Source organism: Halomonas sp. CSM-2 (assembly GCF_002119345.1).
Classification (GTDB): Bacteria; Pseudomonadota; Gammaproteobacteria; order Pseudomonadales; family Halomonadaceae; genus Vreelandella; species Vreelandella janggokensis.
In genome coordinates this window covers 1-26,110 of sequence record NZ_NBYR01000030.1, presented here as the reverse complement: position 1 = coordinate 26,110, position 26,110 = coordinate 1, and the positions used below count along the sequence as shown (strand labels likewise).

Annotated in this window: 27 protein-coding genes, 1 rRNA gene and 1 other RNA gene; 10 read left to right on the top strand and 19 right to left on the bottom strand. The window is 56.5% G+C overall.

From position 1 onward, the window contains the following. Nucleotides 1–100: 100 nt before the first annotated feature. Nucleotides 101–1,632: ribosomal RNA gene (locus tag B7L15_RS18350) — 16S ribosomal RNA — on the bottom strand. A gap of 582 nt (nucleotides 1,633–2,214) precedes the next feature. Here B7L15_RS18350 and B7L15_RS18345 point away from each other — a divergent pair. From B7L15_RS18345 to B7L15_RS18335, 3 genes are read left to right on the top strand one after another with little or no spacing between them, the layout of a single operon-like run. Beyond that, a complete protein-coding gene (locus B7L15_RS18345) occupies nucleotides 2,215–2,988 on the top strand; it encodes a GntR family transcriptional regulator (protein WP_085920347.1) in 774 nt (257 codons plus the stop codon). Beyond that, the gene (locus tag B7L15_RS18340) at nucleotides 2,985–4,877 is read left to right on the top strand and encodes a sensor histidine kinase (RefSeq protein WP_085920346.1); all 1,893 of its coding nucleotides are present in this window, start codon (nucleotides 2,985–2,987) and stop codon (nucleotides 4,875–4,877) included. The genes B7L15_RS18345 and B7L15_RS18340 overlap by 4 nt, the downstream gene beginning before the upstream one ends. Further along, nucleotides 4,870–6,252, top strand: coding sequence for a sigma-54-dependent transcriptional regulator (locus B7L15_RS18335; RefSeq protein WP_085920345.1), 1,383 nt, complete (start codon nucleotides 4,870–4,872; stop codon nucleotides 6,250–6,252). Before B7L15_RS18340 ends, B7L15_RS18335 begins: the two co-directional genes overlap by 8 nt. On the opposite strand, the gene B7L15_RS18330 is transcribed toward B7L15_RS18335, so the two are convergent. From B7L15_RS18330 to smpB, 14 genes are all read right to left on the bottom strand, one after another. Next, nucleotides 6,228–6,899 carry a metal-dependent hydrolase gene (locus B7L15_RS18330; RefSeq protein WP_085920344.1) on the bottom strand — a complete coding sequence of 224 codons (672 nt, stop codon included), beginning with the start codon at nucleotides 6,897–6,899 and terminating at the stop codon, nucleotides 6,228–6,230. The genes B7L15_RS18335 and B7L15_RS18330 overlap by 25 nt on opposite strands. 33 nt (nucleotides 6,900–6,932) lie before the next feature. Beyond that, nucleotides 6,933–7,895, bottom strand: a complete 963-nt coding sequence (locus tag B7L15_RS18325) for an IS1595 family transposase (protein ID WP_139839344.1) — start codon at nucleotides 7,893–7,895, stop codon at nucleotides 6,933–6,935. 184 nt (nucleotides 7,896–8,079) lie between these two features. After that, nucleotides 8,080–8,400 (bottom strand): hypothetical protein, encoded by a 321-nt coding sequence (locus tag B7L15_RS18320; RefSeq protein WP_085920343.1) that lies wholly within the window; start codon nucleotides 8,398–8,400, stop codon nucleotides 8,080–8,082. Then, nucleotides 8,400–9,923 (bottom strand): DUF3631 domain-containing protein, encoded by a 1,524-nt coding sequence (locus tag B7L15_RS18315; protein ID WP_085920342.1) that lies wholly within the window; start codon nucleotides 9,921–9,923, stop codon nucleotides 8,400–8,402. The genes B7L15_RS18320 and B7L15_RS18315 overlap by 1 nt, the downstream gene beginning before the upstream one ends. Continuing rightward, a complete protein-coding gene (locus tag B7L15_RS18310; RefSeq protein ID WP_176243730.1) occupies nucleotides 9,920–10,840 on the bottom strand; it encodes a toprim domain-containing protein in 921 nt (306 codons plus the stop codon). The genes B7L15_RS18315 and B7L15_RS18310 overlap by 4 nt, the downstream gene beginning before the upstream one ends. Next, complete coding sequence (locus B7L15_RS18305; protein ID WP_085920340.1) at nucleotides 10,825–11,055, bottom strand: hypothetical protein; 231 nt, start codon at nucleotides 11,053–11,055, stop codon at nucleotides 10,825–10,827. Before B7L15_RS18305 ends, B7L15_RS18310 begins: the two co-directional genes overlap by 16 nt. Then, nucleotides 11,052–11,318, bottom strand: coding sequence for a hypothetical protein (locus B7L15_RS18300; protein WP_085920339.1), 267 nt, complete (start codon nucleotides 11,316–11,318; stop codon nucleotides 11,052–11,054). Before B7L15_RS18300 ends, B7L15_RS18305 begins: the two co-directional genes overlap by 4 nt. Further along, a complete protein-coding gene (locus B7L15_RS18295) occupies nucleotides 11,315–11,551 on the bottom strand; it encodes a hypothetical protein (protein ID WP_085920338.1) in 237 nt (78 codons plus the stop codon). The genes B7L15_RS18300 and B7L15_RS18295 overlap by 4 nt, the downstream gene beginning before the upstream one ends. Before the next feature lie 272 nt (nucleotides 11,552–11,823). Further along, on the bottom strand, nucleotides 11,824–12,090 hold the full coding sequence (locus B7L15_RS18290; protein WP_085920337.1) for a helix-turn-helix domain-containing protein: 267 nt from the start codon (nucleotides 12,088–12,090) through the stop codon (nucleotides 11,824–11,826). Further along, a complete protein-coding gene (locus B7L15_RS18285; protein ID WP_085920336.1) occupies nucleotides 12,087–12,311 on the bottom strand; it encodes a helix-turn-helix transcriptional regulator in 225 nt (74 codons plus the stop codon). Before B7L15_RS18285 ends, B7L15_RS18290 begins: the two co-directional genes overlap by 4 nt. Nucleotides 12,312–12,394: 83 nt before the next feature. Beyond that, the gene (locus B7L15_RS18280; RefSeq protein ID WP_085920335.1) at nucleotides 12,395–13,063 is read right to left on the bottom strand and encodes a hypothetical protein; all 669 of its coding nucleotides are present in this window, start codon (nucleotides 13,061–13,063) and stop codon (nucleotides 12,395–12,397) included. Nucleotides 13,064–13,162: 99 nt separating this feature from the next. Then, nucleotides 13,163–14,389: a tyrosine-type recombinase/integrase gene (locus B7L15_RS18275; RefSeq protein ID WP_085920334.1), complete on the bottom strand. Its 1,227-nt coding sequence runs from the start codon at nucleotides 14,387–14,389 to the stop codon at nucleotides 13,163–13,165. Nucleotides 14,390–14,555: 166 nt separating this feature from the next. After that, nucleotides 14,556–14,933, bottom strand: a transfer-messenger RNA (tmRNA) gene (gene ssrA, locus B7L15_RS18270). Nucleotides 14,934–14,977: 44 nt separating this feature from the next. Beyond that, entirely contained in the window at nucleotides 14,978–15,469 is a 492-nt protein-coding gene (gene smpB, locus B7L15_RS18265) for an SsrA-binding protein SmpB (RefSeq protein WP_085920333.1), read from the bottom strand. Nucleotides 15,470–15,593: 124 nt separating this feature from the next. Between smpB and B7L15_RS18260 the strand changes: the two genes are divergently transcribed. Next, complete coding sequence (locus B7L15_RS18260; RefSeq protein WP_085920332.1) at nucleotides 15,594–16,028, top strand: type II toxin-antitoxin system RatA family toxin; 435 nt, start codon at nucleotides 15,594–15,596, stop codon at nucleotides 16,026–16,028. Next, the gene (locus B7L15_RS18255; protein ID WP_085920331.1) at nucleotides 16,018–16,335 is read left to right on the top strand and encodes an RnfH family protein; all 318 of its coding nucleotides are present in this window, start codon (nucleotides 16,018–16,020) and stop codon (nucleotides 16,333–16,335) included. Before B7L15_RS18260 ends, B7L15_RS18255 begins: the two co-directional genes overlap by 11 nt. Before the next feature lie 17 nt (nucleotides 16,336–16,352). On the opposite strand, the gene B7L15_RS18250 is transcribed toward B7L15_RS18255, so the two are convergent. Then, the gene (locus B7L15_RS18250) at nucleotides 16,353–16,796 is read right to left on the bottom strand and encodes an outer membrane protein assembly factor BamE (protein WP_085920330.1); all 444 of its coding nucleotides are present in this window, start codon (nucleotides 16,794–16,796) and stop codon (nucleotides 16,353–16,355) included. 72 nt (nucleotides 16,797–16,868) lie between these two features. Between B7L15_RS18250 and fur the strand changes: the two genes are divergently transcribed. Beyond that, complete coding sequence (gene fur / locus B7L15_RS18245) at nucleotides 16,869–17,321, top strand: ferric iron uptake transcriptional regulator (protein ID WP_066316169.1); 453 nt, start codon at nucleotides 16,869–16,871, stop codon at nucleotides 17,319–17,321. 136 nt (nucleotides 17,322–17,457) lie between these two features. Here fur and recN read toward each other — a convergent pair whose 3' ends face one another. Next, nucleotides 17,458–19,131 (bottom strand): DNA repair protein RecN, encoded by a 1,674-nt coding sequence (gene recN, locus B7L15_RS18240; protein WP_085920329.1) that lies wholly within the window; start codon nucleotides 19,129–19,131, stop codon nucleotides 17,458–17,460. A 197-nt stretch (nucleotides 19,132–19,328) separates the two neighbouring features. Between recN and grpE the strand changes: the two genes are divergently transcribed. From grpE to B7L15_RS18220, 4 genes are all read left to right on the top strand, one after another. Beyond that, the gene (grpE, locus tag B7L15_RS18235; protein WP_085920328.1) at nucleotides 19,329–19,967 is read left to right on the top strand and encodes a nucleotide exchange factor GrpE; all 639 of its coding nucleotides are present in this window, start codon (nucleotides 19,329–19,331) and stop codon (nucleotides 19,965–19,967) included. A gap of 123 nt (nucleotides 19,968–20,090) precedes the next feature. Then, nucleotides 20,091–22,025, top strand: coding sequence for a molecular chaperone DnaK (dnaK, locus tag B7L15_RS18230; RefSeq protein WP_085920327.1), 1,935 nt, complete (start codon nucleotides 20,091–20,093; stop codon nucleotides 22,023–22,025). Between the two features lie 176 nt (nucleotides 22,026–22,201). Next, entirely contained in the window at nucleotides 22,202–23,353 is a 1,152-nt protein-coding gene (gene dnaJ, locus B7L15_RS18225; protein WP_085920326.1) for a molecular chaperone DnaJ, read from the top strand. A gap of 88 nt (nucleotides 23,354–23,441) precedes the next feature. Then, nucleotides 23,442–24,341: a DMT family transporter gene (locus tag B7L15_RS18220; RefSeq protein ID WP_085920325.1), complete on the top strand. Its 900-nt coding sequence runs from the start codon at nucleotides 23,442–23,444 to the stop codon at nucleotides 24,339–24,341. Here B7L15_RS18220 and B7L15_RS18215 read toward each other — a convergent pair. Further along, nucleotides 24,319–25,068 (bottom strand): ABC transporter ATP-binding protein, encoded by a 750-nt coding sequence (locus B7L15_RS18215; RefSeq protein WP_085920324.1) that lies wholly within the window; start codon nucleotides 25,066–25,068, stop codon nucleotides 24,319–24,321. The genes B7L15_RS18220 and B7L15_RS18215 overlap by 23 nt on opposite strands. Next, nucleotides 25,062–26,099, bottom strand: coding sequence for a FecCD family ABC transporter permease (locus B7L15_RS18210; protein ID WP_085920348.1), 1,038 nt, complete (start codon nucleotides 26,097–26,099; stop codon nucleotides 25,062–25,064). The genes B7L15_RS18215 and B7L15_RS18210 overlap by 7 nt, the downstream gene beginning before the upstream one ends. Nucleotides 26,100–26,110: the final 11 nt, after the last annotated feature.

The window sequence follows — 26,110 nt, the reverse complement described above, 5'->3', positions numbered from 1 at the left end:
CTGAGCTACAGACCCAAGAGGGTTCGTGCTTAAACCGTTTGCTCTATCACGTGATCAGGTAATTCATTGTGAGCGCTTACCGCGAGGATGATGCATCGTTTAAGGAGGTGATCCAGCCGCAGGTTCCCCTACGGCTACCTTGTTACGACTTCACCCCAGTCATGAACCACACCGTGGTGATCGCCCTCCAACGTTAGGCTAACCACTTCTGGTGCAGTCCACTCCCATGGTGTGACGGGCGGTGTGTACAAGGCCCGGGAACGTATTCACCGTGCCATTCTGATGCACGATTACTAGCGATTCCGACTTCACGGAGTCGAGTTGCAGACTCCGATCCGGACTGAGACCGGCTTTAAGGGATTCGCTGACTCTCGCGAGCTCGCAGCCCTTTGTACCGGCCATTGTAGCACGTGTGTAGCCCTACCCGTAAGGGCCATGATGACTTGACGTCGTCCCCACCTTCCTCCGGTTTGTCACCGGCAGTCTCCCTAGAGTTCCCGACCGAATCGCTGGCAAATAGGGACAAGGGTTGCGCTCGTTACGGGACTTAACCCAACATTTCACAACACGAGCTGACGACAGCCATGCAGCACCTGTCTCTGCGCTCCCGAAGGCACCAAGTGATCTCTCACAAGTTCGCAGGATGTCAAGGGTAGGTAAGGTTCTTCGCGTTGCATCGAATTAAACCACATGCTCCACCGCTTGTGCGGGCCCCCGTCAATTCATTTGAGTTTTAACCTTGCGGCCGTACTCCCCAGGCGGTCGACTTATCGCGTTAACTTCGCCACAAAGTGCGCTAGGCACCCAACGGCTGGTCGACATCGTTTACGGCGTGGACTACCAGGGTATCTAATCCTGTTTGCTACCCACGCTTTCGCACCTCAGTGTCAGTGTCAGTCCAGAAGGCCGCCTTCGCCACTGGTATTCCTCCCGATCTCTACGCATTTCACCGCTACACCGGGAATTCTACCTTCCTCTCCTGCACTCTAGCCTAATAGTTCCGGATGCCGTTCCCAGGTTGAGCCCGGGGCTTTCACAACCGGCTTATCAAGCCACCTACGCGCGCTTTACGCCCAGTAATTCCGATTAACGCTTGCACCCTCCGTATTACCGCGGCTGCTGGCACGGAGTTAGCCGGTGCTTCTTCTGCGAGTGATGTCTTTCCTGCCGGGTATTAACCGACAGGCGTTCTTCCTCGCTGAAAGTGCTTTACAACCCGAGGGCCTTCTTCACACACGCGGCATGGCTGGATCAGGGTTGCCCCCATTGTCCAATATTCCCCACTGCTGCCTCCCGTAGGAGTTCGGGCCGTGTCTCAGTCCCGATGTGGCTGATCATCCTCTCAGACCAGCTACGGATCGTCGCCTTGGTGAGCCATTACCTCACCAACCAGCTAATCCGGCATAGGCTCATCCAATAGCGGGAGCCKAAGCCCCCTTTCTCCCGTAGGACGTATGCGGTATTAGCCTGGGTTTCCCCAGGTTATCCCCCACTACCGGGTAGATTCCTATGCGTTACTCACCCGTCCGCCGCTCGTCAGCRTCCAGCAAGCTGGACCTGTTACCGCTCGACTTGCATGTGTTAGGCCTGCCGCCAGCGTTCAATCTGAGCCATGATCAAACTCTTCAGTTTACAATCATTGTGATCCTTACTTGTCACTCGAAAGTAACAAAAGCGGATCAAACTTGGCTCAAGGTTTTCAAACGCTCTCTCAAGGTCCGAAGACCTTGGACGAGTCGCTTGCCTTGATAATTGGTGATTTATCACCCTCATCGGCAAGCGCCCACATGAATTACCTGATCACATTATTAAAGAGCGTTTCGCTTGCGGGCCTTAAAACCTGACGTGGGCGCTGCTAAGCGAGGAAGGCGTATTTTACGCACTTTCCAATGTTTGTCAACGGCTGTTTGGCAGAAGCGAAGGAAATGTTTAACTCAACTTTCCTTCCTGCTATTTGCCTAACCTACTGACAAACCAAGGTTTTTACACCTCATTCACCGCTGGCAACGCTGGGCGTCCCCGGCAGCGGATGCGTACTTTACGGCTTTGCTGACGAGGACGCAAGGGGTGTGCGGAAAAATTCTACTTAAACCACCCCGACTACTTGACCCCGTTCATTTGAAGCAATGACAAAGGCGCCCTGTCCTGCCTGGCAGCTTGAGTTCATTACGTGACAACCCTATCATTGGTCTTACCAATTTAGAGAGCCATTCAATGAACTACCCTCCGCTACGCCAGCAGCGATTAGCCGATGTGATCACCGAGCGCCTGGAGGCCATGATACTAGAAGGTAGCTTGAAACCCGGGCAGCGCCTACCGCCCGAGCGAGAGCTTGCTGAAAGATTTGGTGTGTCACGGCCTTCCTTAAGAGAAGCGATACAGAAACTATCGGCTCGCGGCTTGTTAACGAGCCGTCAAGGCGGAGGCACCTTTGTCGAAGAGTCGCTTAATAGCGGGTACACCGACCCGTTGCTGGAGATGCTTTCCCGGCATAAAGAGTTTCATCTGGATCTCCTTGAGTTTCGCGACGCCATGGAGGGCATTTCTGCTTATTACGCGGCATTGCGCTCTACGCCAGCCGATAAAGCCGTTCTTATACAACGCTTTGAAGAACTTGACGGCGGATTTGTCGGTGCCAACCCTGCCCAGGAAGCAAAGTTGGATGCGGCCTTTCACCTGGCCATTGCAGAAGCCGCCCATAATGTTCTGCTGTTATATACGATTCGCGGTATTTTTCATCTACTTGAACAAAGTATCGTGGATAATTTAGCCCACCTCTTTGCCAAACCGGATTCACGCAGCCAACTGATGCAGCAACACCGGTCACTGCTGGATGCCATCATTGAGGGACGGCCCGAAGACGCACGTACACGCGCTCACGAACACCTGGTATTTGTCGAGGACGGTTTGCTGGAAGTAGCTCGAGCTGAAACGCGCGCGCAGCGTGCCTTGCGCCGTGCCCAAGGCACGAGTTCGGCACCCTCATGAACATTCCTTTATTCCGCTGGCGGTATCTATGGTTGATCGCTGTAACGCTAGGGCTTTTCTTGTGCATGTGGCAAGCATCGCTCCTGGCCCGCGAACAGGCACTTAACAACCTTCAGCAAGAGGCGGAAAACGAACTTCGCCTGTCCGCCGCTAACCTCAATGGCTACCTGTTACGTTACGACTATCTCCCCCAGATGCTTGCCACGCGCGAAGGTGTACAGCGTTTTCTCGCCTCGCCGGACAGCCAGGACCCGATGCCCCTCAACTTATTGCTGGATCGGTTTCGCTTCACCTCTGGCGTTTCTGACGTTTATCTATTGGACCGCAATGCTGACACAATCGCGGCCAGCAACTGGCACCGTCCAAACACCTTCATCGGACAAAATTACGCGTTTCGCAGCTATTACCAAGATGCAATCGCCGGTGGACAGGGGCGCTTTTACGGACTCGGCCTGCAGTCGCAGGAACGTGGTTATTACTTCTCGTCCCCGGTATGGCTCGATGACACCTCACCCGACGCGCGTCCCGATGGCGTCCTGGTCATTAAAGTATTGCTAAACGACGTGGAAGAAAGTTGGGCCGAACAGGAATCCACTCTGTTCGTTACCGACGACGACAATATCATTTTCCTCGCCAGCCAACCCGAATTGCGCATGAGTGCACTTTATCCACTGACCGACGAACAGCGGCAATCACTGCATGCAACAAAGCGCTACGGCCAAGAACCCTTACCCTCCTCGGGCATTCAGGTGGAAGATATCTTGAATGTACATAGTCGCGTCGTGACGTTTAAAGAAGGCCCGCTCAGTGACGAGCACTATCTGAACCTGACCCGAGAAATCCCTGAGTTTAACTGGCAAATGCATATACTCAAGCCGCTAAGCCCCGTCGTAAACGCCCAATGGATGGCCGCCTTAATGGCCGGCGGCCTCTATGGAATCGTCGCTCTGGCCGCAGGTATCGGCTGGCAGCGGCTTCGGCTTCGCCGTGAGCGCGAGACATTCGCCGAGCGCGAGCGACAGACGCTGGCCCGCGTACGGGATGAGCTGGAGATAAGCGTTGAGAGACGCACCCGCGATCTGGTTGCCAGCAACCAGCGCCTTTCTGATGAAATAGATGAACGTCGCCGTGCAGAGGCCAACCTACGTCAAACCCAGGACGAACTCATCCAGGCCGCCAAGCTCGCGGTATTAGGCCAGCTCGCCGCCGGCATTAACCACGAGCTTAACCAGCCACTAGCGGCTATTCGCGCCTACAGCGAAAACGCCCGACGCTTTATCGAACTGTCCCGGGTAGAACAGGCAGATGCTAATCTGGAGCAGATTATCGAGCTCACCCACCGGATGGCCGACATTAGCGCCCAGCTACGCCAGTTTTCCCGTAAAAGCAGCGACCACCCAGAGACTGTTTCCGTTCAGGCGTGTGCCGATTACGCCTTGCGCCTCTTCCAGAGCCGACTTCGTGATGATCGTATTGACGTTGAACAGCAGTGGCCCGAGGACACGCTTTGGGTAAAAGCCGATCTGGTACGCCTGGAACAGGTACTGGTCAATTTAATCGGCAATGCCCTCCAGGCCATGAAAGAGACGCCTTCACCGCAGCTTATGCTTAGCGCTCAAGCCAACCATCAGCAGGTGATTATCCGGGTTGTTGATAACGGTCCTGGCATTCCGTCCCAATACCTTGAACAGGTTTTCGAGCCGTTTTTCACTACCAAAGCCCCGGGTAGCGGGCTAGGATTAGGGCTTTCCATTTCATCGCGTATCATGGACGATCTAGGCGGCAAGTTGCAGGCAGCCAACCTGCCTGACGGCGGCGCCTGCTTTACCATTACACTCCCTCTCGCTCCCGCTCCGCGGACTACCCAGGAGACTCCTTCCGATGCATGAGCCGTCGACGCTGCCGGTCATGGTGATTGACGACGAACCGCATCTGCGCATCACCGCCAGCCAGACCCTTGAACTTGCCGGGTATACGCCCCACTGCTTTGAATCCGCCGAAGCGGCGCTGGCCGCACTACCCACCAACTTTCCGGGTGTCATTGTCAGCGACATTCGCATGCCGGGTATGGATGGCATGACGTTGCTGCACGAACTGCATCGTCGCGACAGCACCCTGCCAATCATTTTGATTACCGGCCACGGTGATATTTCAACGGCCGTCGAGGCCATGCGCGCCGGGGCGTGGGATTTTCTGGAAAAGCCTTTTGCCGGTGACGAATTGCTCGACGTGGTGCGCCGGGGTATCGAAAAACGCCAGCTCAGCCTGGAAAATAATCGGCTAAAAGCGGAACTTGAAGCTCAACAAGCGGCACTCGGCCCACGCCTGGTGGGTAGAACGCCGGTGATCTCCCGCTTGGCCGCGATGATTCAGCGCATCAGCCAAGTCGAAGCTGACGTACTGCTGTTCGGCGAAACCGGTACCGGCAAAGACCTGGTGGCCCGAGCCATTCACGAGCGCAGCGCAAGGCGCAACCACCCTTTCATGGCGATTAACTGTGGCGCCGTGCCTGAACACACCATCGAGTCTGAACTGTTTGGCCATGAAAAAGGCGCCTTTACCGGTGCGGTTGAACGGCGAATCGGCAAGTTTGAGCACGCTAACGGCGGCACCGTCTTTTTGGATGAAATTGAATCCATGCCCCTTGCCCTGCAGGTCAAACTGTTACGCGTACTCCAAGAACGACATATTGAGCGGCTGGGTGCCAACGATGTGATACCTCTCGATATCCGTGTGATTGCTGCCACAAAAATCGACCTCAAAGCCGCCGCCGAGGAGGGTCGCTTTCGCGAAGATCTTTATTACCGGCTCAACGTGGTCACCTTACCGCTACCAGCGCTGCGCGAAAGGCGTGAGGATATACCGCTACTTTTCCAGCATTTTGCCGTCGTGGCTGCCAACCGCAGCGGTCTGGAAGCGCCCACCATCGACAGCCATGGCATTGCCAGTCTACTTGCCCACGACTGGCCAGGTAACGTACGTGAATTGCGCAACCTGGCCGAGCGCTACGTATTGCTTGGCGCGGCCTTTGACTACCGGCTGGATGCTCTGCTTGAAGGCGCTCAGGCAGATACCGAAGAGCCAACGCTTCCCCGCCAGGTCGAGCTGTTTGAAAAAAGCCTGATCAGCCAGTCACTTTCCCGCCATCATGGACGCGTCACCGAGGTCTGCCACCATCTTGGCATTCCGCGCAAAACGTTCTACGACAAGCTGAAAAAACATGGGTTACACGCTGACGACTACCGCCATAGCAGCGATCCTTGATTGATCAGTTCGCCCAACACCCCCCAGGGAGGCAGGCAGGGCCAGAGGGGCAACAAGGCAATCAGCATCAACATATTCGACAGCGGGCGGCGACAATCGCCAAACTTCAGGGCCGTACCGAAGGACCGCTTGAGCCGAGCGCCTTCCAAGTCGACGCTGTAGATTTCGTCCAACAGCAAGTGAATAACAAACCCGATCCATACCGCCGCCCCATGCGACCAGGCCAGCCACGCTGGCTGGGAAAGCAGTTGAAAGCTCACGGCCGTTGTCAGCAGCGCGCATAAAAGGCTCGCCAGCAGTGAATGCCAGATACCGCGGTGTACCGTAAAACGTGAAAACGTGATCCCCGCGAGATAGCGCACCGCAAGGTAGACGCCACCGCAGGCCATTAACAACTGCCCAGAGGACAGCCAAGGCTGCAATATAAGTACGCCCAGCACCAGTGCCGGTATGGACAGGATATTGAAAATAAGCCGGATCGAATGCGACCGGTCAGCATCGATATCGGGCAAAATACCGCCAAACGCGGTCAAGATCACCATCAATAACGCCTGGGAAGGTGCCCACCACTGCAGTTGCCAGCCAGCATAAGCCAGCAGCATACCGCCTGTAGAAGCCACCGTGATATGGGTGCGAAAATTCGCCATGTCGTGCTCGACCGGAAAACTGTATAAATTAGGCTATGTTGGTATCTGTTGTTGGTCTGCGCCTATCGCTGCGCGAAACCACGCCTCCTCTGCTGGCTTCGCGGTTTCAAACAGCCGCCGCCATGCCAGGTAATTGGGTAAGTACGCGGTCCCCACCCCATGAAAGCGCGCCATCCAGCCCTTCAATCGGCTCATATAGCTATTGACGTTCTGAATGTGGTATTCCTTGCCGAGCACTCGCTGATTATCGAGTGTGATCAGTCGATGATGAGCAATGCCGTGGTCGGCAGAGAAAGTCCTATACCAGCTGTGCCCGTCCGAACATAAAATCGAGTCACGGTCGATGATCGGTAAAAGGAATTCATGAACAGTGGATTTCTGGAGCGCCGGTTCCACCAAATCACTGATCTTTCCGTTTCGGTCTCTCGCAATAAGCACTTGAATCTTTTGTTCTTTTTTCTTCATACTGCCTTGCCCGCCGCGCTTTCGAGGTCTGCGGTGAGTGATCTTGCGCTTCCCTTTGCAGGACTCTAGGAAGACGGTTTCGTCTACCTCGATGATGCCGGATAGTGGGTTGGCGTTGTCTTGAGCACTCCTTTTCAGGAAGCGATGTCGCCAGTGGAAAGCCGTTTTCAAATCGATGCCTACTCGGGCCGCCGAGACGCGTAACGTCAGGCTGTCTCGCATGCAACGTAGGTAGTCGAACCATTTGTCGCGGTGCTGCAGTTTGGCCAGAGGCGTGCCTGTCAGGGCGTTGAACGTCTTGTGACAATCGGGATTCCGGCACCGATATCGCTGTAGGCCACCGCTGCGTCCCCACTTGGCAGGGTGTTCACTGCCACAGTGCGGGCATGGAAGGTGAGGTCTGACGGTTTCGAGCAGGGTGTCCGCTTGGGAGCTTATTTGACCAAGTAGCTGATCTGCAAGGTATTTTTTGAGATCAACAGGGAGAGAAGCCAGGGTCTGCTCAAGGGCTATGAGGTCTGCTTGCTTCATGGTGTGCTCCAGAGGCAAACTGCATATACAGTAGTTTATACAGTATTTTTGAAGCACGCCAACAGCAGATACCAACATAGCCTTATATTAACAGTATAATAGCATTTAATTGTGTATTTAGTAGTTTATTAGCAATAAAAAGCCGCCAATAAAGGCGGCTATAGATTTTTGTTGCATTGGTGGTTTACGCTCGGGTGATCCGTTGCGCGTACTCCTCGACAACGATGCTGTTGTGAGGCCATCGGGCTTTGGCTGACGCTAGCGCCTCCTCATAGGTCATTATCTTGCCAAGCATGGTCATGGGTATGCCGTCCCTGAATACTCGCCATGCCATTCGCCGATTATCGTTAGCGGGAACCAGTTCACGCAGCAGCGCCGCTTTATGTGACTTGATCCAAACGCGGATGTCGTCGGTAATGCGCTCGCTAGGCCATACGTAAAGGCGTTCGCCGGGTAGTGGGTCGGCATGCAGTCCATGGTTTCTAAGGTAGTCGAGCGCGGCCATTAGAATTCCTCCCCATTACTTGCAAGCTGCCGGGGTGATTTATCCGAAACATCGAAACAATCCGCGTGGTTGCTGGCCTCGTGGCGTTTCCCATACGAAACATGGTCGTTTTCTGTTTCGTTGGGAATATCGCTGTAAGCCGCGTGGTTGCTGGCTTGTTTCGTTGTTTCGCTTGGCTGGGGGGTAGTGGGAGAAAGATAGCGCCGAAACGCTTCGCCAAAGTCTTTCCGGTCATACCCTTTTTTGGTTTCGAAACCGATGCGTAACTGTTTCGACTTGATGCCAAAGTCACCTAGCTTGGTCGCTACTTGGCGGGCAGTAATGGGCTGCCCTCTGTTCCATGAATTCCAGGGGGCTTCGCTGTCGGAATGTAGCGCGTTAATCAGCTCAGCGCTAAATAGTCGGTCAACGCCTTTCTCTTCAAATGCCTCTTTAATGTCCTTCAGCAGTTCAGTGCCCACGTCTGAGGCTTGCTCGGCATCGTCCATCCGGGTCACTGTCATGGCGATACGCTTAACACGCTCGGGCCACTCCCCGCCGATAGCTACGGCAATTTGCTGGAGCGGTTCCCAGTTATCAGCAGCGCGGTTGCTGAGGCCCGGAATAGGCTCAGGCCGGGCGCTGGATACCGTCTCGGCTAAATCATCCTGTAGTCGTGCCAGTTGGCGCTTAAGTCTGTCGCGCAGCCCCTGAGGCATGAAGCGTATATTCTCGACAGTCTCATGGGGCAGCTTGCGGCGTAATTCCAGGCGAATAGACCGGCTCGCCAGCGTATTGGCAATGCTACCAATGCCACACAGCGCTTTAGCGCCCCAAGTAGCGAATCGCTTAGGCTCGTGATCCTCACCCACCACACGAATGATGAAGCCATTGCGGCGGTGGCCAGAGTTGAGAACGCCCCTGGCGTCTTCGTTATCACGCAGAAAGGTATCCACCTCATCGATGAGTAGCGTTGGTGTCCATTTGTCCATGGAGCGAAACAGCGCAGCCGGGCTTATGCCGTCACACTTGAGCGGCTGGAAGGCGAACGCCTCTAAAAACTCCAACAGCGTGGACTTGCCACAGTTGGGCAATGGAGCTGTGATATTAGCCAATGGCGCTACATGCACCTCATCAATGAACCAGGTGAAGGCGATCCACAGCGCGGCGGTATCGGCGACTTCCGGCTCACAGACAACGTACTGCCTTAGCGTGTCTGATAACTCCCTTACCAGTGAGGCACCGTCTACTTGCTCTTGCCAAGGCTCAATAGTGGGGAATAGCTCGCCACCTTCGCCGCTCGCTAGCGTGCGCGTCAGCTTGTCCAGTTCGGCAACCTGCACCTTTTTTTTGGCAGCGGCACGGATGCGCTGCCAATCGGCTGGGCTTTGCTGTCGAATGCTGGTTATTTGGTCAAGAATGCTTTGTTCGAAAAGCGCACCAGGATCATCCGAAGCACGATCAATAGCGTTCTGCACTATGTCCATCGGCTTAAGTGGCTCGGGCGCATTATCGACAACTTCTTTGATATTGGGCTGACTCATAGCGCCAGCCCCTCACCTAGTCGCGCTAGGTCATTAAAGTCAGTCACGCCCTCGTGAGTCTCAGGCCACACGCAGCTCGCCCCAATGGCTGAGGCGGCTTCCTTGCCCCTGGTAACGCCAGGATTGCCAGCGGTGCCATGGTCGTTATCAGCGCAGACGATGATGGGGTGAGCGGGGTAGCGTTCGCGCAGGCTTTTCGCCACGGGTAGCAGGTTCCCCGCATTCATGGCAGCGGCCACCGCGTAGCCTGTCGCCTCATGCAACGTGGCAGCGGTTGCCCATCCCTCTGCGATCAATAGCGGCTGGTGCTGCTCAATGCTGCCGATGGGGGAATAGCAGCCTTTGACCTTGCCGCCTGCCTTGAAGTATTTGGCCCCATCCGGCGCGATGGTCTGCCAGTTCACCAGGCGGTGCCCATCGGTGAGCGGGATTACCAGCAGGCCGCGCATTTGGCGCAGGTTGTGGGGCTTTACCCCCTTGGCGGCTAGGTAGGCATGGGTAGCGCTTGCAGGCGTCAGCAGCGGCCACTCTCGCCGCGTCTGGTCGGCTACCATGGCATACCCACGCGCGCGCTCTGCCTGTCGCTCTAGGCGGTGTTTTTCGGCCTCCTGCCGTGCCTTCTCGGCGGCTTCTGGGTCGGGGCTTTCGTCAGTAAAGACGCTGTGTTGTTCGCCGGTAGCCCAATCACCATGCACGCCAAAGTCATGGCGTAGCACGTACCAAAGCCGCTTGTTGCCCTTGCGGCCTTCGGGGTGATCGTGTCGGTGAATTTCTCCATCACCAATAGGGCTGACACTAAGGCCGTAGTAGGCGATAATGTCTTCAGCCAGTTTGTTCTCTATGGCGATCTGTTCAGAAACGACCTTTGATAGCGCCCATGCTCCCCCAAGGCTGGGCGTTTTTATTGCTCTGTGCATACATAGCCCTCCTCTTGCAGCCATTCGCCACGCTCCTCAAGCGTGTTGGACAGCAGCCAAAGCGTTTCTATAAGTGCCTCACGCTTCAAACCATCAAAGTCATGGTCGTTAAGCAGCATCGCCACGCCTGCCAGGATTTGGGACGCCTGTTGCATCTGGCGAGCGTCGCCAGTAAGGGCGGCTTTCAGCAGGTAGGTTTGATTTTGAGGTGTCATGACTGCTTACCCCCTTTTGCTTCCGAGGTTTTGTAAGCGTGCTGGGCTAGCTCGGTGACGATATGAAGCTGAGTTTCAACGTTCCACAAAACGCCAGCCAGAATGCCAGGGTTAAAGTCAGTGCCTTCACCGTTGGCGGCTTCGCATAGGGCTATCTCTACCGCTTTCACGGCGTCTTTAGCCTTCTCGAGCGCTGCATCAATGTCGTCGATCAGGACGCCACTTGGTGCTTCAGGGGATAGTTTGAAATGTTCCATGCTCATTGGCTCACCTCCGCGTTTTCAGCGCGTAAGGTGTCGTAAGCCTGCATGAGACGGCTGCGACGGTTATGGACTTGCTCGGCCTCAAAGGCGCGGGCTTTTTCAATATGGTGGTTGTAGCGCTTGAGCCGGACGGCGGCGCTTGAGTCTGAAAACAGCGCAGATTTCGCCATTGCTCGATGAGCGGCGGCGCGTGCAGACGGATTGCGGGTAGGGAATAGGCTTAGTTTTGCCATTGGTGTGACTCCTTGGATATTGGAGTCGCCACGATCCTTTCCACGGGATTGGGTGGCGACTGTACGCGGGGTGGAAAACCGGCATCCAAGGGAACCGGCACGCTCGAAAGCGTCCCACGCACAGCCGCCATAACACATAGCGGGCACAAAAAAAGCGCCTGCTAAGGTAGGGGCGCTAGTGCGCCTTGGATAACTCGGGTTTCCACGCCCGGCTGACGATTTTGCGCCAGCCCTTGAAGCATATAACGGCATTGGTGAGCGTTGCAAGGGCATCATGCAGCACCTGCCTTAACGGCGTTGCCATTGGTAGTAGGGAAGTAGTACAAGGCCACGCGGCAATGCTTGCGGCCCCATGGGTCAATTACGTCTTGCAGATGAGTTCGTATGTCGTGCCCCTTTTCACGAAGCTCACAAATTCGGGCACCAGGGCGAAGAATGTTTTCTTCTTGGATGAGCTCGATAGTGGTAGCGGCCCCTTGTTTGAGGCGTGCCAAGATGCGGGCGTGCTGGCTGGCAGCATCGACTTGGTGAATGCTCATGCAGCACCTCGCATAGCCAGCTTGGCTTCTAGCCAGGCGTTCACCTCGGCAATGGGGAAATAGCAGGTCGCTTGCTGGCTGTCGCTGAACTTCAGCGGGCGGGGAAAGCTAGGGTCGTTCTTGAGTAGCTTGTCTATGCCGCTGCGGGTCATATCCATAGCGCGGCATAGGTTGGGCTTGGTGATTAGCTTTTGGTCTTGGGGCAATGCTTCGATATTCATGAGAACGCCTCTGTATGAGTGACATTCCCATGGTGGGGTTTACCCTAAAGCGGTTGGTGCAGGTGCAAAATGCAGATTGCATCTTATCGGCGCTTCTTAGCTTCCCATGCCTTTATAGCCGCGCCAATATGTTCTTTTAGTTTGCGGTCGCCCATATTGGTAACGTCATCGGGTATGATGTTGAGCATATCCTCAACGATACGCGAAGCTTTTGGCTTTTCGCCATTTCGGTAGTCTGGCCCGTGCTTAATAGCGTATGCCTCCACCAGTAGCCCGAAAACCTCAAGCGCCCGCGACTCCTCGCCTTCAATACTTTTAGCTTTGGTTGTGTTGATACCAGCTAAAAACTCGGGAAGTTCACTCTCAAGCCATCCTAAAGATGAAAGCCATCGGGACAGCTCTGGTCGGGTGACATCAAAGTCAAAACTATCGTAAGTAGCTAAATCGGCTAGTTCAGCACTTGTCCAGCGACCGTCACGCCCCCAAAGGCGTATTTTACCGATAGGCGCTAGGTTGCCATCTATGGCGGCTTGTTTTGCGATAATCAGCCAATTAGCAGCTTCCCTGGCTTGTGGAATATCAAACTGGAGTGCGGCTCTAATAGAGTTTGTATCTCCAGCGCCTGACTCTATTGAAACTGACTGTGAAATAAGATCAGGCCATAGTGACCGTGGGTCGATTCCAGCTATAAGTAAACACGCGCTTTCAATGTGTAGCTTTTTGCAAGCTCGCCAAACATTCAAAGAAGACATTTACGCCACTCCTGACGTACTCCATAAAAGGTTGACTGGCTAACGCGGTGGAGTTGTCCGCGCTTTCGGGTGATCGGCCCTAGCCAGCCAATTCGGTTGTTAAGCTCGCTTAAATTCCACTACGTTACCGCGTTGCAGGTTGTCCAGGTGATCGGCGTACCACTGCATCATGTGGCGGCGCTGTTCGATGTACTGGGCTTTGTTGTATACGCCTGCAACGCCTTCTTTGACGTGCGATAGCTGGGCCTCAATGTGGTTTTCATCAAAGCCGTGTTCATTCAGGATCGTGCTAGCGATGTGGCGGAAACCGTGCCCGGTCTGGCGACCCTCATAGCCAAGGCGGCGTAATGCCATGATGAATACCGTGTTCGACCGTGGCGCTGTCTTGTCGCTGCGTCCAGGGAATAGAAGGGGTTGGTATCCGGTCAGTTGGTGAAGGCTCTGAAGGGCTTCAATGGCTTGCTTAGGCAGTGGAACAGTATGCTCACGGCGGCGCTTCATCCGTTCGGCGGGGATCGTCCATAGTGCTTTGTCTAGGTCGAACTCTTCCCAACGGGCCTCGCGTAGCTCTGAAGGGCGCACGGCCAGGCGGGAAAGCAGGAATAGCCCAAGGCGAACGTCCTCAGCATGGGGATAGGAGCCAATAGCGCGAAGCAGGGCGGGCAGTTCGTCTTGGCTGACGTGAGAATAGTTGTTTGCCCGGCGCGTGGTTAGGTGCTTGTGCAGGCTCTCCAACGGGTTGTACTGGATGCGCCCACTTACTAGCGCCAGGTCGTACACTTCCCGGCAGATAGCACGTATGCGGCTGGTCTGCTCAACGATGCCGGTCTTTTCCAGGCCGCGCAGGAACTCGAGCCACTCCATCGGCGTAATGTCGGCGAAAGGGCGTTTACCGAACTTGGGGAAGACGTGCTTTTGCAGTGAACCAATAACGCGGGTAGCGGTGCCGTCCGTCCAGTTCTGGCGCTTGTTGGCGTGCCACTCCCTAGCCAGCGCCTCAAAGGTACTGTTAGCGGCTTCTAGTGATTCGGTTTCCCTGGCTCGCTTGGAAACGATGGGGTTTTCTCCCTTCGCTGCATCTGCCCTAAGCTGGTCGGCCTTTTCACGCGCCAGGCTCCCGCTTGTTTCTGGGTAGCCGCCCAGGCCAATCCACGACCACTTGCCGTCTGGCTTCTTATAGCGCAGTTCCCAAGACTTGGAGCCATTGGGCTTTACTCTGAAGTAAAGGCCGCTGCCGTCCAGCTCTCTGTATACCTTGGCTTCTGGTTCCAGTGTCGCCAGTACGGTGTCAGCCAGGGGGCGGCGCTTAATTTGTGAGCGTTTCATGCTTGTATGCCTCTGGTTCACAATATCGCAAAGCATACACACAGGCATACACGGTGCGCAATGCTGTATGGGTATATGTGAAAGCATACAGACACAAAAAAACCCGCACGGGGCGGGCTTTTATGGATCATTCAGACCTATGTGGAAGCATCTGAATTTTGATAGGTGGTGGAGGCGGCGGGAATTGAACCCGCGTCCGCCAGCACTCGCCCATTGGCTCTACATGCTTAGATTTCGTCTTTTGCTTTAACTCGGCTGACTCCGACGATCAGGATTCAGCCTTGCGAGTCTTCTAAAGTTTAACGATTGACGAGAAGACACCGCCAACCGCGGTCCTATCAGCTTTAGCTCGTATCCCCTCAGCGATGGACAGGTACATCGCCTTGGGGCCGGACAAGAAGCTACCAGCTTACGCTGCTAGCGCGCCCTGAGCATAGTTTTCGTCGTTTGCGACTATTTTTCGTGATGTGGTATTTACGAGATACATCACACTCTCGGCATGCACCGCAGGGTTTGTCACCGGCGTCGAAACCATGTCGCCCCCTTAGTTACCTAAGCATTCTAACGTGCTCACCCGAAATTGACCAGCTATGCCTTGTTATGTTCCCGCATGATTCTACCTTTTTGACGATTCCAGTCGCGGTCCTTCTCGGTGGCCCGCTTGTCGTGGATTTTCTTGCCGGTGACCAGGGCGAGTTCGCACTTCACCTTGTTGCGCTTCCAGTAAAGCTTCAGGGGGACGCAGGTGTGGCCCTTATCCTGAGTCACAGAGAATATCTTGGCGATTTCTTTGCGATGCAGGAGCAATTTTCGCGTCCGCGTAGGGTCGGCGATTTCATGGGTGCTCGCGGTGTTCAGCGGCATGATATGGCTACCCAGCAGCCACGCTTCGCCATTGCGAATTAAAATATACGTGTCTGTTAACTGTCCTTTGCCTGCGCGAAGGCTTTTGACTTCCCATCCTGCCAGCGATAAACCCGCTTCGAAGGTTTCATTGATATGATACTCAAAGCGTGCCTTCTTGTTCTGGGCAATAACGTTGCTGGTAGGGCCTTTGCTCTTACCTTTTTTCGTGGCCATGAAACCTCATATTCGATCTGTCTGTGACACCCCCTTCGTTATGTGGGGAGGCATGATACCATTCAAGGTCTTAACTATGATCCCATGATACGCCTTGGGCACTGTGAAGTCAGCGGAGAGGTCAATGCCAACCGTCAATCGTTCCGCCTTGGTGCGGCACACCCCGAAACAAATGTTCGATCTGGTCAACGACTTCGAACGCTATCCAGAGTTCTTGCCGGGTTGTCGGCGTGCGCGTCTGCTCGAGCACGACGCCGATCATTTGATCGGCGAAATGACCCTGGGGCGCGCCGGCGTTGAGCAATCGATCACTACCCGCAACGACCTATTTGCTCCCGAACGTATTGAAATGTCCTTGGTTAGCGGTCCTTTCAAACGTTTGAAAGGGCGCTGGCAATTCATTCCGATGGGTGATGGTGCGTGCAAGGTGAGCCTGGACATGGAATTCGAATTTGCCAACCGACTGTTGGGCATGGCATTCGGCAGGTTGTTCCAGCAGATTGCCGGGCAGTTAGTGGAGGCTTTTACCCGCCGCGCCGACGAGATCCATGGCCGATGACGCCGTTGCCATCGAGGTGGCGTTTGGTCTTCCGCACAAGCAGCGCCTGGTTGCACTGAGCGTGCCGCCGGGGACGACGGCGCGTGAAGCTGTCGCCCTGGCAGATTTGCCCCACCTGTTCCCAGAGCTGGCCCCTGAAACGTTTGCAAACGCGCCGTTGGGCATCTTCGGTCAGGCGCTACGCGATCCATCGCGGTATGAAGTCGCCCCTGGCGATCGGATTGAGGTTTACCGGCCATTGCTGATTGACCCCAAGGCCGCTCGCCGTGAACGTGCAAAACGCCAGGCGAGCGGGAGCTCCGATTAAGACGACGACTCGCGTCATCAATTGGTGGTATTGGGCGTTGTGTTTTGCCTCGGCTCGTTAGGGATCGCTTCAGTGGGATCGGTGATGTCCGGTGCCGGCCCGCTAGTGGTGTCGGCCTCCAGAGGGAGGTCCTCAGATAAATCGCCTTCCTGATCGATATTGGCAAGCCGCCCCTGGTCATCAAATGTCAGCGTGACACGCCGCTGTTCAACCCCTGCGTAAGCTTTGTCGAGCCGGAACACGTAATCCCACTCGCGAGCATCAAAGGGCGCTTCAAGCAGTGGGCGGCCCATCACATAGGTCACCTGTTCCTGGGTCATCCCCGGTTGCAGTTGGTCGACCATTTCCTCGGTGACCAGGTTGCCTTGCGGGATGTCGCGTTTATACACGCCAACGTAGCTACAGCCGCTGATCACGGCAATGGAGACGGAAAGCGTAATGATTCGAGTCAATTTTTGCATTTGAGCCTATTCTTCACTATCGTGGTTTCGGTCGATCATACCCGACCTAACCTGTTACTGCGAAGAGCAACCATGGCCGATAAGAACCATGAATTACGTAAAGCCGGGCTGAAAGTGACCCTGCCGCGCGTCAAAATCCTGCAGATTCTCGAAACTGCATCGGGTCAGCACCACCTTAGCGCAGAAGAAGTGTATAAAACACTGATAGATGCGGGCGAAGATGTGGGGCTGGCAACTGTCTACCGTGTGCTGACTCAGTTCGAGTCGGCGGGCCTCGTGATTCGTCATAATTTCGATGGCGGCCACGCGGTATTCGAGATGACGCAAGAAGATCACCATGACCACATGGTGTGTCTGGAAAGCGGTGAAATCGTTGAGTTCGTTGACGAGATCATTGAGCGACGCCAGCAAGAAATCGCTGAAGAGCACGGCTATGAATTAGTTGACCATGCGTTGGTGTTATACGTGCGCCCCCGAGGATCGGACGTAACACGCCAGGACAGCGGGCCGACTAATAAGAAATAGGGGCTACCCCTAGCTCAGGCTTTGATGCACGCCCTAATGCCTCTAGGCTGCCTGGCTTAAATACCAGGCGGCCTGGGGGCGTTTTATTGCGCGCTTGAAATACACGGTTGCCCAGCAGCCCTTCAGCCCGCCATCGTCAGTGGGGCTGGCGCTGGCTGGCATTGAGCATTTCACGGGCATGGGCCAGGGTTTGGTCCGAGAGTTTGACGCCGCCCAGCATGCGGGCCAGCTCGCTGACCCTGCCCTGTTCATCCAGCAGGGCCATGTGCGTCAGGGTGGTATCGCGCCGGGCGTGTTTCTCAATGTGCAGGTGCTGGTGAGCCTGGGCGGCCACCTGAGGCAGGTGGGTGACCGTCATTACCTGGCCGTTTTCACCCAGCTTGCGGAGCAGCTGGCCGACAATCTCTGCAGTGGCACCGGAAACCCCGACGTCGACTTCATCAAACACCAGGCTTGGTATGGTTGAGTGAGACGCGGCGACGACCTGGATAGCCAGGCTGATGCGCGAAAGCTCACCGCCAGAGGCAACTTTGGTGAGCGGTCTGGCGGGCTGTCCGGGGTTGGCGCTGATTAAAAAGTGAACCTGATCGACGCCTTCCGCCGCAGGTGTATCCCTGGGCGTGACCTCCACTTCAAAGCGTGCCTTGCCCATGGCCAGGAAACTTAGCTGCTGCTGGACCTCCTTCCCCAAACGGACGGCGGCTTTCTGGCGTCCCTCGCTCAGGTGCTTGGCGTCACGTCGATAGCGCTCGCGAAGTTCCGCTACCTGGGCACCCAAGGCCTCGATGTCGTTCTCGCTGTTATCCAGTTCGGCCACTTCCCGGCTCAACTCCGCATGCAGTGCACAAACCTCTTCGGGTGCCACATGGTGCTTGCGGGCAATACGGTGCACGTCCGCTAAACGCTCTTCCACCCACGCCAAGCGCTCGGGGTCGAGTTCGGTGGTGCTGGCGAGACGGTTGAGCTCGCTGGCGGCCTCTTCGACCTGAATGCGCGCGTCGCTGAGCATCGCCAGAGTGTTAAATAACGTGCCCTTATCGCTGCCCGGCAAGGCGCTTAAATGTGTATAAGCCTGGTTGAGCAACGATAGTGCTCCCCCCTCGTCGCTGGCGCAGCAGTCAGCAGCAAACTGCGTTTCGCGGAGTGTTTCATCGGCGTGGGCCAGGGAGTGTTGTTCTTCTTCAAGGGTTTGCAGTTCGCCTTCAGCAAGGCCCAACTGATCGAGCTCCTCCACCTGATAGCGCAGCAGCTGTCGCTTGGCTTCTACCTCGCTGCCGGCTTCCTTGCGCTGCTTGAGGCGACGGTTGGCGCTGCGCCAGTCACGGTACGTCTCGGCCAGCTGCTGGGCGGTGTCGCGAAGGCCCGCATAATCGTCGAGTAGTGCGAGATGGGTTTCTTCGCGCATCAGCGCCTGGTGGGCGTGCTGGCCGTGAATCTGCACCAGGTGTTCCCCAAGCGCTTTGAGGTCGCTGATCGTGGCCGGTTGTCCGTTGATCCATGCTTTGGAGCGCCCGCTTGCCGTTACCACCCGCCTTAACAGGCATTCGTCACTGGGCAGTTCGCGGCTGCTAAGCCACTCGCTTGCCGCGGGCAAATGCTGAATATCAAAACGCGCTGAGAGGTCAGTGCGTTCGCTGCCATGGCGCACGCTGCCTGCGTCGGCGCGTTCGCCCAGGCAAAGGCCCAGTGCGCCGAGCAGAATCGATTTGCCGGCCCCGGTCTCGCCGGTAATGGCGGTCATGCCATGGGTCAGGTCGAGTTCCAGGTGCTCAACGATCGCGTAATCTCGAATGGCAAGCTGAGTCAACATGAGGGCCTCCTGAGGCGCAGCGGAACGAGCGTAGTCAATGCGTCTGAATATTGTTGTTTTATACAGTAGTCGAAAACACGCTTCAATGCCCACTTGAGATGGCTTTTATGGTCCCCATATACGGTGCAGAGCCAATTTACGTTGCTATTTATTATTTGGGCGTATCGCACGCCTCTCGAACGTTGCAGGAGCTAGGCATGGCAAAAGAACCGCAAACCCCGATGGACGACGAGCTGGCTCGCCACGAGCAGGAAGCAGAGACGCCGGAGCAAGAAGCTGAAGATCGCTTGGTTGAAGGCGAACTGGAAGGCCTTGTCAATGACGATGAAACCGTCGTCGATCGTGTCGAGGATGAGGCTGAAGTCGATGCGCTGGCCGCCAAGGTGCAGGATCTGGAGCAGCGTCTGGCAGAAGCCCAAGATCAGTCGCTAAGAGAAGCCGCCGAAGCGCAAAACGTGCGCCGCCGGGCGGAGCATGAGGCTGAAAAGGCGCGCAAATTCGCCTTGGAGAAGTTTGTTAAAGAGCTTCTGCCGGTCATCGACAGCCTGGAAAAAGCGCTTGAGTCGATGCAGGAAGACGCCTCCGAGGTTCATCGCGAAGGGGTCTCGATGACCCTGAAGATGCAGCTGGATGTGCTGAGCAAGTTTGGCGTTGAAAGCATCGATCCCCAGGGCGAGCCGTTTGACCCACAGGTCCACGAAGCCATGGCGATGGTGCCGAACCCTGAGCAGGAGCCAAATACGGTCATGGAGGTCATGCAGAAGGGTTACTTGCTGAACGGACGCCTGGTCCGCCCGGCCATGGTCGTGGTCAGTCAGAAAGCGAGTGAGTCATAACGCAGTAAAGGCCTAAAAAGGGCCTTGAAAAGTCTCAGGTGGCCCCCAGATAAAGGGGCAACCCCGCGGGAAATCCCGCAACCAGTTTGATGTATTGAAACAACCGAATACGAGGTTCTTATTATGGGACGCATTATTGGTATTGATTTGGGCACCACAAACTCCTGTGTATCGGTGCTCGATGGCGACAGTGCAAAAGTCATTGAAAACGCAGAAGGCGGCCGTACGACGCCGTCCATCATTGCGTACACCGAAGACGGTGAGACGCTCGTCGGTCAGGCGGCCAAGCGCCAGGCGGTGACCAATCCTGAAAATACGCTTTACGCTATCAAGCGCCTGATTGGCCGTCGTTTCAAAGACGACGTTGTTCAGAAAGATATCAAGATGGTGCCGTACAAGATCACCGAAGCCGATAACGGTGATGCCTGGGTAGAAGTGAAAGGCCAGAAAATGGCACCGCCGCAGGTGAGCGCGGAAGTGCTCAAGAAAATGAAGAAGACGGCAGAAGACTACCTTGGTGAAACCGTCACCGAAGCGGTCATCACCGTGCCGGCTTACTTCAATGACAGCCAGCGCCAGGCCACTAAAGATGCAGGGCGCATCGCCGGTCTGGATGTCAAGCGTATCATCAACGAGCCGACCGCAGCGGCGCTTGCCTATGGCATGGACAAGTCACGCGGTGATAAAACCATCGCGGTATACGACCTGGGCGGCGGTACCTTTGATATTTCGATCATCGAAGTCGCCGATGTCGACGGCGAAACCCAGTTTGAAGTGTTGGCCACCAACGGTGACACCTTCCTGGGTGGTGAAGACTTCGATCTGGCGCTGATCAACTATCTGGTTGACCAGTTCAAGTCGGACAGCGGTATTGACCTGTCAGGCGATAACCTGGCCATGCAGCGTCTGAAAGAAGCCGCCGAGAAGGCCAAAATCGAACTTTCCAGCGCCCAGCAGACTGATGTCAATCTGCCCTATATCACGGCCGATAACACCGGTCCGAAGCACCTGAACGTGAAAGTGACCCGCGCCAAGCTGGAGTCGCTGGTAGACGATCTGGTGCAGCGCTCGATGGAACCCTGCAAGATGGCGCTGAAAGATGCCGGCCTGTCGGCCTCCGAGATCGACGACGTTATCCTGGTCGGTGGTCAGACGCGCATGCCGCTGGTTCAGCAAAAAGCCGCTGAGTTCTTCGGCAAGGATGCACGTAAAGACGTCAACCCGGACGAAGCCGTGGCCGTGGGTGCCGCAATTCAGGGCGGCGTTCTGGGTGGCGACGTGAAAGACGTGCTGCTCCTCGATGTAACGCCGCTGACCCTGGGCATCGAAACCCTGGGTGGCGTGATGACGCCGCTGATCGAGAAAAATACCACCATCCCGACCAAGAAGACGCAAACCTTCTCCACGGCGGATGACAACCAGACGGCAGTGACCATCCACGCCGTCCAGGGTGAGCGCAAGCAAGTGTCGCAGAACAAGTCGCTGGGTCGCTTCGACCTTGCCGATATTCCGCCGGCGCCGCGCGGCGTGCCGCAGATCGAAGTGGCCTTCGACCTGGATGCCAACGGTATCCTGAACGTCTCCGCGAAAGACAAGGCGACCGGCAAAGAACAGTCGATCGTCATCAAGGCGTCCAGCGGCCTGACCGAAGACGAGATCGAGCAGATGGTACGCGACGCCGAAGCCCACGCCGACGAAGACAAGAAGTTCGAGGCGCTGGTGCAGTTGCGTAATCAGGCGGACGGCATGATCCACGCCACCCGCAAGACGCTGGAAGAAGCTGGTGACAAGGCGACCGATGACGAGAAGCAATCCATCGAAACCGCGATCACCGAGCTGGAAGAAGCTACCAAAGGCGATGACCAGGAGCTGATCCAGCAGAAACTCGACGCACTCACTGAAGCGTCTGGCCAGCTGGCACAGAAGATGTACGCCGAGCAGGCTGAAGGCGCCGAGCAGCCGGGTGAGGAAGGTGCCGAGCAGGGCAACGCCAAGCCCGATGAAGACGTGGTCGACGCCGAGTATGAAGAAGTCAACGACGATCAGAAAAAGCAGTAAGCGCTCTTTCTGACGAGGTAGGCGGCGACGCGGGGGGCAACTCCCGCGTTGCTGTTTCCACGTCAAAGACGCAAAAAGCTTAATGTGTCGTTAAATACTGTGTCTTAAATACTCTGTCGTTAACACATAGTTAAATGTGCAGTTGAATGCGTAGCTAACCAAGAGGCGTAGGACCCATGTCCCAACGCGATTATTATGAAATCCTGGGTGTCGACAAAGGGGCCGATCAGAAAGAGATCAAGAAGGCCTACCGTCGCCTTGCGCAAAAATATCACCCCGACCGCAACCCGGAAGACGATACTGCCGCGGAAAAATTCCGCGAAGTGTCAGAAGCCTACGAAGTCCTGACCGATAGCGAAAAACGTGCGGCCTACGACCAGTTTGGTCATGCCGGTGTCGATGGCCAGGGCGGTGGCTTTGGTGGCGGTGGTTTCGGCGGCGGTGGCGCTGGCGATTTCAGCGACATTTTCGGCGATGTGTTTGGCGATATTTTCGGCGGTGGCGGCGGGCGTCGTCGTGGTCCCAATGCCCCGGCGCGCGGTTCTGACCTGCGCTATAACCTGGAGTTGGACCTGGAAAATGCGGTCTCCGGTACCACGGTTGATATCCGTGTGCCGCGCCATATTGAATGTGACCGTTGTGACGGCGGCGGTGCTGAACCGGGGTCAAGCAAAGATACCTGCCCCACCTGCCATGGCCACGGCCAGGTGCGTATGCAGCAGGGCTTTTTTGCGGTTCAGCAAACCTGCCCGACCTGCCATGGCTCAGGCCAGCACATCAAGGTGCCGTGTCACAAGTGTAACGGCGAAGGGCGCGTGCGCGAGACCCGGACACTGTCGGTGAAAATCCCGCCGGGTGTGGATACCGGCGACCGTATCCGCCTGAACGCGGAAGGCGAAAGCGGCATCAATGGCGGCCCGCCAGGCGACCTGTACGTCCAGGTGGCCATCAAGCCGCACCATATCTTCCAGCGTGATGGCAAGCACCTGCAATGTGACGTGCCGATCAATTTCGTCGATGCAGCATTGGGCGGTGAGCTGGAAGTGCCGACACTCGATGGTCGAGTGAAGCTGAAGATTCCGCCGGAAACCCAAACCGGCAAGATGTTCCGGCTCAAGGGCAAGGGCGTCAAGCCGGTTCGCGGCGGCGTCCCTGGCGACCTGCTGTGCAAAGTCGTGGTGGAAACGCCCGTCAAGCTCAGCGAGGAACAAAAGAACCTGCTGCGCCAGTTCCAGGAAAGCCTGGACGGAAGCAACAGCCACCATTCACCCAAGAAAACCGGCTTCTTCGACAGCGTGAAGAAATTTTTTGAAGAGATGAAGCCGTAATGTTGGGGAGATAGCCAACCGTCGGCTGTTAAGCGCAAAAACCCTCGGTCCGCCGGGGGTTTTTGCTGTATGGGGAGTGCTGCGCATCATGGATAACCTTCAGGATAGGCCCGTAACAGGGATTTTGCTCAGGGTCCTGTCAGGTCTTCTGTTTACCGGCATGCTGGTAAGCATCAAGGCGGTCAGCGATGCTGTGCCGGTCGGCCAGTCGGTGTTTTTTCGCTCGCTGTTTGCGTTGTTGCCGATCGTGGTGTTTCTGGCCTTGCGCCATGAATTCCCTCGTGGCCTGGCAACGCGTCGTCCGCTGGGTCATGCTCTGCGCTCGGGGTTGGGAGCGGCGGCCATGTTCGCCTCCTTTGCGGCGGTCGCGATATTGCCGGTTGCCGAGGCCACGCTGCTCGCTCAACTGACACCAGTGTTCATGGCGGTAGGCGGGATATTGCTGCTGGGTGAGCGGTTTTCGCTCTATCGAGCAGGGGCGATTGTATTAGCGCTCAGCGGAATGGCGGTATTGGTGCTGCCTGGGTTGGGCAAGGATGGGGCGCATGGCCAGGTGGCCGGCTATGCGCTGGGCGCGCTTAGCGCCTTGTTAACGGCAGGGGCGCTGTTGACCGTTCGGCGGATTTCACGCACGGAAACGGCGGGTTCCATCGCGTTCTATTTTATTCTGGTGTCGTCGTTGGCAGGCCTTGCAACCCTGCCATGGGGCTGGGCGGCGCTTAGCCCGGTCGAGTTTGGGCTGCTGGTGCTCTCGGGCCTGTTTGGCGGGGCGGCGCATATCGCGATGACGCTGGCATTACGCTACGCGGAAGCGTCCCGTCTGGCACCCTTTGAGTATATTGCCCTGGTTTGGCCCGTATTGGCGGATTGGATGTTGTTCGGGATACCTGTCTCGAGTGCCTTTCTGCTGGCACTACCGCTGATGCTGAGCGGGGTGGCGCTGGCCGCCATGGAAGGGCGGCGGCTTAAATGGCCTCTTCGACGATAAGCTGCGGGCTGCCTTTTGAGCAGGGCTCGATCCGCGCATTGACCCGATAAACGGATTGCAGCAGCGAGGGCGTGATGACGTCCTCCGTGGGACCGCAGGCAATCAGGCGGCCATGTTCGAGGACCATGGCGGCATCGCTGAAGCGCAGCGCATGGCCCAGGTCATGCAACGCCACCAGAATGAGCATCTGGCGCTCATTGGCCAGCCGCCTTAGCACACCCAGCAGGCTAATCTGGCGGTTAAGGTCGAGCGCCGAGGTGGGCTCGTCGAGCATCAGAATCTCGGGCTCCTGGACCAGCGCCTGGGCGGCACTGACCAGTTGGCGCTGCCCACCGCTCAGGTCGCCGATATCACGCTCGCCAAGCACGGCAATGTTCAGCTCATCAAGGGCGCGATCAACCTGGGCCAGGTCCTCGTTTTGCACTTTCAGGCTGCGTCCCTGCATGCGCGCTAACAGTACCGACTCATACACCGTCAGTACAGCTCTTGCCCCCGTGTCCTGGGGCATATAGGCCACGGGCCGCTCGGCACTGGTACCGCTGATAGTGACCTCGCCGTCACCTTTCAATAGGCCCAGGATGCGGCGAAAAAGGGTCGATTTACCGGCGGCGTTAGGCCCCAGCAGGGCGACCATCTGCCCACCCTGAAAGGCTGGTGTCGTAATGTCCTGGATAATGGGAGTACGCCCGTAGCGGGCGGAAACATGAGTCAGCTGTAGGGTTACCATGACGCCTTCTTGTGGTTAAGCACGAGAAATAGAAAGAAGGGAATGCCCACCAGTGAGGTAATGATACCAATGGGGATGATGGTGCCGGGGATGATGATTTTGGAAATCACGGACCCGACGGAAAGAATCAGCGCGCCACACAGCGCCGAGCCGGGCAGGAAGAAGCGCTGGTCTTCGCCTAGAAGGATGCGTGCAATGTGCGGCCCGACCAGGCCAATAAAGCCGATGGTGCCCACAAACGCCACTGCAATCGCGGCCAGTAGCGATACCAGTACCAGCACTTCCAGTCGCAGCGCGCGAGGATTCACGCCCATGCTTTCGGCCTTGGCATCGCCCAGTCGCATGGCGGTGAGCGCCCAGCCGTGACGTGCCAGTAGCGGCATCACCATGGTCAAAATGCTCAGCGCGATCCAGAATTTTGGCCAGGTGGCTTTGGTGAGGCTGCCCATGGTCCAGAACACCACTGCGGCTACGGCCTGCTGGCTGGCAAAAAACTGAATCAGCGCCATGAGGGAATTGAAGATAAATACCATCGCAATGCCCAGCAGCACGATGGTTTCCACCGTCACGCCGCGCTTGAGGCTGAGCGCATGGATGAGAAAGGCGGTGACCATGGCCATCAGAAACGCATTGATAGGCACCACGTATTCGATGGCCGCCGGGATAATCGCGACGCCAAAGGCTAGCCCCAGAGCGGCACCAAAACTTGCGCCCGCCGAAATGCCCAATGTGAAGGGGCTGGCCAGCGGGTTGCTCAGGATGGTTTGCATCTGCGCCCCGGCGATGGAAAGGCTCGCGCCCACCACCAGCGCCATCAGGGCTACTGGCATGCGGATTTCCCAGAGGATCACCCGGGCCTGCTGGCTGACGCTGTCGGGGGTGAACAGCGCGGCCATGACCTCGCCCAGGCTATAGCGCGCAGGGCCGAGGGCAAGATCGACGCACAGGCTGAAGAAGAGCGCGACGACCAGCGCCGCCAGAATCATCTGGCGGCGCTGGTCGTCGCGCTCTTCTTCAGCCTGTGCGTCGATCTTGCCCTCGG

Bases quoted from the DNA above. Each gene is read 5' to 3' on its own strand.
- B7L15_RS18290 (WP_085920337.1), bottom strand. From the start codon at position 12,090: ATGAGCATTCACCAAGTCGATGCTGCCAGCCAGCACGCCCGCATCTTG.
- B7L15_RS18260 (WP_085920332.1), top strand. From the start codon at position 15,594: ATGCCAACCGTCAATCGTTCCGCCTTGGTGCGGCACACCCCGAAACAA.
- B7L15_RS18275 (WP_085920334.1), bottom strand. From the start codon at position 14,389: ATGAAACGCTCACAAATTAAGCGCCGCCCCCTGGCTGACACCGTACTG.
- B7L15_RS18320 (WP_085920343.1), bottom strand. From the start codon at position 8,400: ATGGCCGCGCTCGACTACCTTAGAAACCATGGACTGCATGCCGACCCA.
- B7L15_RS18280 (WP_085920335.1), bottom strand. From the start codon at position 13,063: ATGTCTTCTTTGAATGTTTGGCGAGCTTGCAAAAAGCTACACATTGAA.
- B7L15_RS18345 (WP_085920347.1), top strand. From the start codon at position 2,215: ATGAACTACCCTCCGCTACGCCAGCAGCGATTAGCCGATGTGATCACC.
- B7L15_RS18335 (WP_085920345.1), top strand. From the start codon at position 4,870: ATGCATGAGCCGTCGACGCTGCCGGTCATGGTGATTGACGACGAACCG.
- B7L15_RS18215 (WP_085920324.1), bottom strand. From the start codon at position 25,068: ATGGTAACCCTACAGCTGACTCATGTTTCCGCCCGCTACGGGCGTACT.
- dnaK (WP_085920327.1), top strand. From the start codon at position 20,091: ATGGGACGCATTATTGGTATTGATTTGGGCACCACAAACTCCTGTGTA.
- B7L15_RS18325 (WP_139839344.1), bottom strand. From the start codon at position 7,895: ATGAAGCAAGCAGACCTCATAGCCCTTGAGCAGACCCTGGCTTCTCTC.
- B7L15_RS18250 (WP_085920330.1), bottom strand. From the start codon at position 16,796: ATGCAAAAATTGACTCGAATCATTACGCTTTCCGTCTCCATTGCCGTG.
- grpE (WP_085920328.1), top strand. From the start codon at position 19,329: ATGGCAAAAGAACCGCAAACCCCGATGGACGACGAGCTGGCTCGCCAC.
- recN (WP_085920329.1), bottom strand. From the start codon at position 19,131: ATGTTGACTCAGCTTGCCATTCGAGATTACGCGATCGTTGAGCACCTG.
- B7L15_RS18255 (WP_085920331.1), top strand. From the start codon at position 16,018: ATGGCCGATGACGCCGTTGCCATCGAGGTGGCGTTTGGTCTTCCGCAC.
- B7L15_RS18300 (WP_085920339.1), bottom strand. From the start codon at position 11,318: ATGAGCATGGAACATTTCAAACTATCCCCTGAAGCACCAAGTGGCGTC.
- dnaJ (WP_085920326.1), top strand. From the start codon at position 22,202: ATGTCCCAACGCGATTATTATGAAATCCTGGGTGTCGACAAAGGGGCC.
- B7L15_RS18220 (WP_085920325.1), top strand. From the start codon at position 23,442: ATGGATAACCTTCAGGATAGGCCCGTAACAGGGATTTTGCTCAGGGTC.
- B7L15_RS18310 (WP_176243730.1), bottom strand. From the start codon at position 10,840: ATGCACAGAGCAATAAAAACGCCCAGCCTTGGGGGAGCATGGGCGCTA.
- B7L15_RS18340 (WP_085920346.1), top strand. From the start codon at position 2,985: ATGAACATTCCTTTATTCCGCTGGCGGTATCTATGGTTGATCGCTGTA.
- fur (WP_066316169.1), top strand. From the start codon at position 16,869: ATGGCCGATAAGAACCATGAATTACGTAAAGCCGGGCTGAAAGTGACC.
- B7L15_RS18295 (WP_085920338.1), bottom strand. From the start codon at position 11,551: ATGGCAAAACTAAGCCTATTCCCTACCCGCAATCCGTCTGCACGCGCC.
- B7L15_RS18330 (WP_085920344.1), bottom strand. From the start codon at position 6,899: ATGGCGAATTTTCGCACCCATATCACGGTGGCTTCTACAGGCGGTATG.
- B7L15_RS18285 (WP_085920336.1), bottom strand. From the start codon at position 12,311: ATGAATATCGAAGCATTGCCCCAAGACCAAAAGCTAATCACCAAGCCC.
- B7L15_RS18315 (WP_085920342.1), bottom strand. From the start codon at position 9,923: ATGAGTCAGCCCAATATCAAAGAAGTTGTCGATAATGCGCCCGAGCCA.
- B7L15_RS18305 (WP_085920340.1), bottom strand. From the start codon at position 11,055: ATGACACCTCAAAATCAAACCTACCTGCTGAAAGCCGCCCTTACTGGC.
- smpB (WP_085920333.1), bottom strand. From the start codon at position 15,469: ATGGCCACGAAAAAAGGTAAGAGCAAAGGCCCTACCAGCAACGTTATT.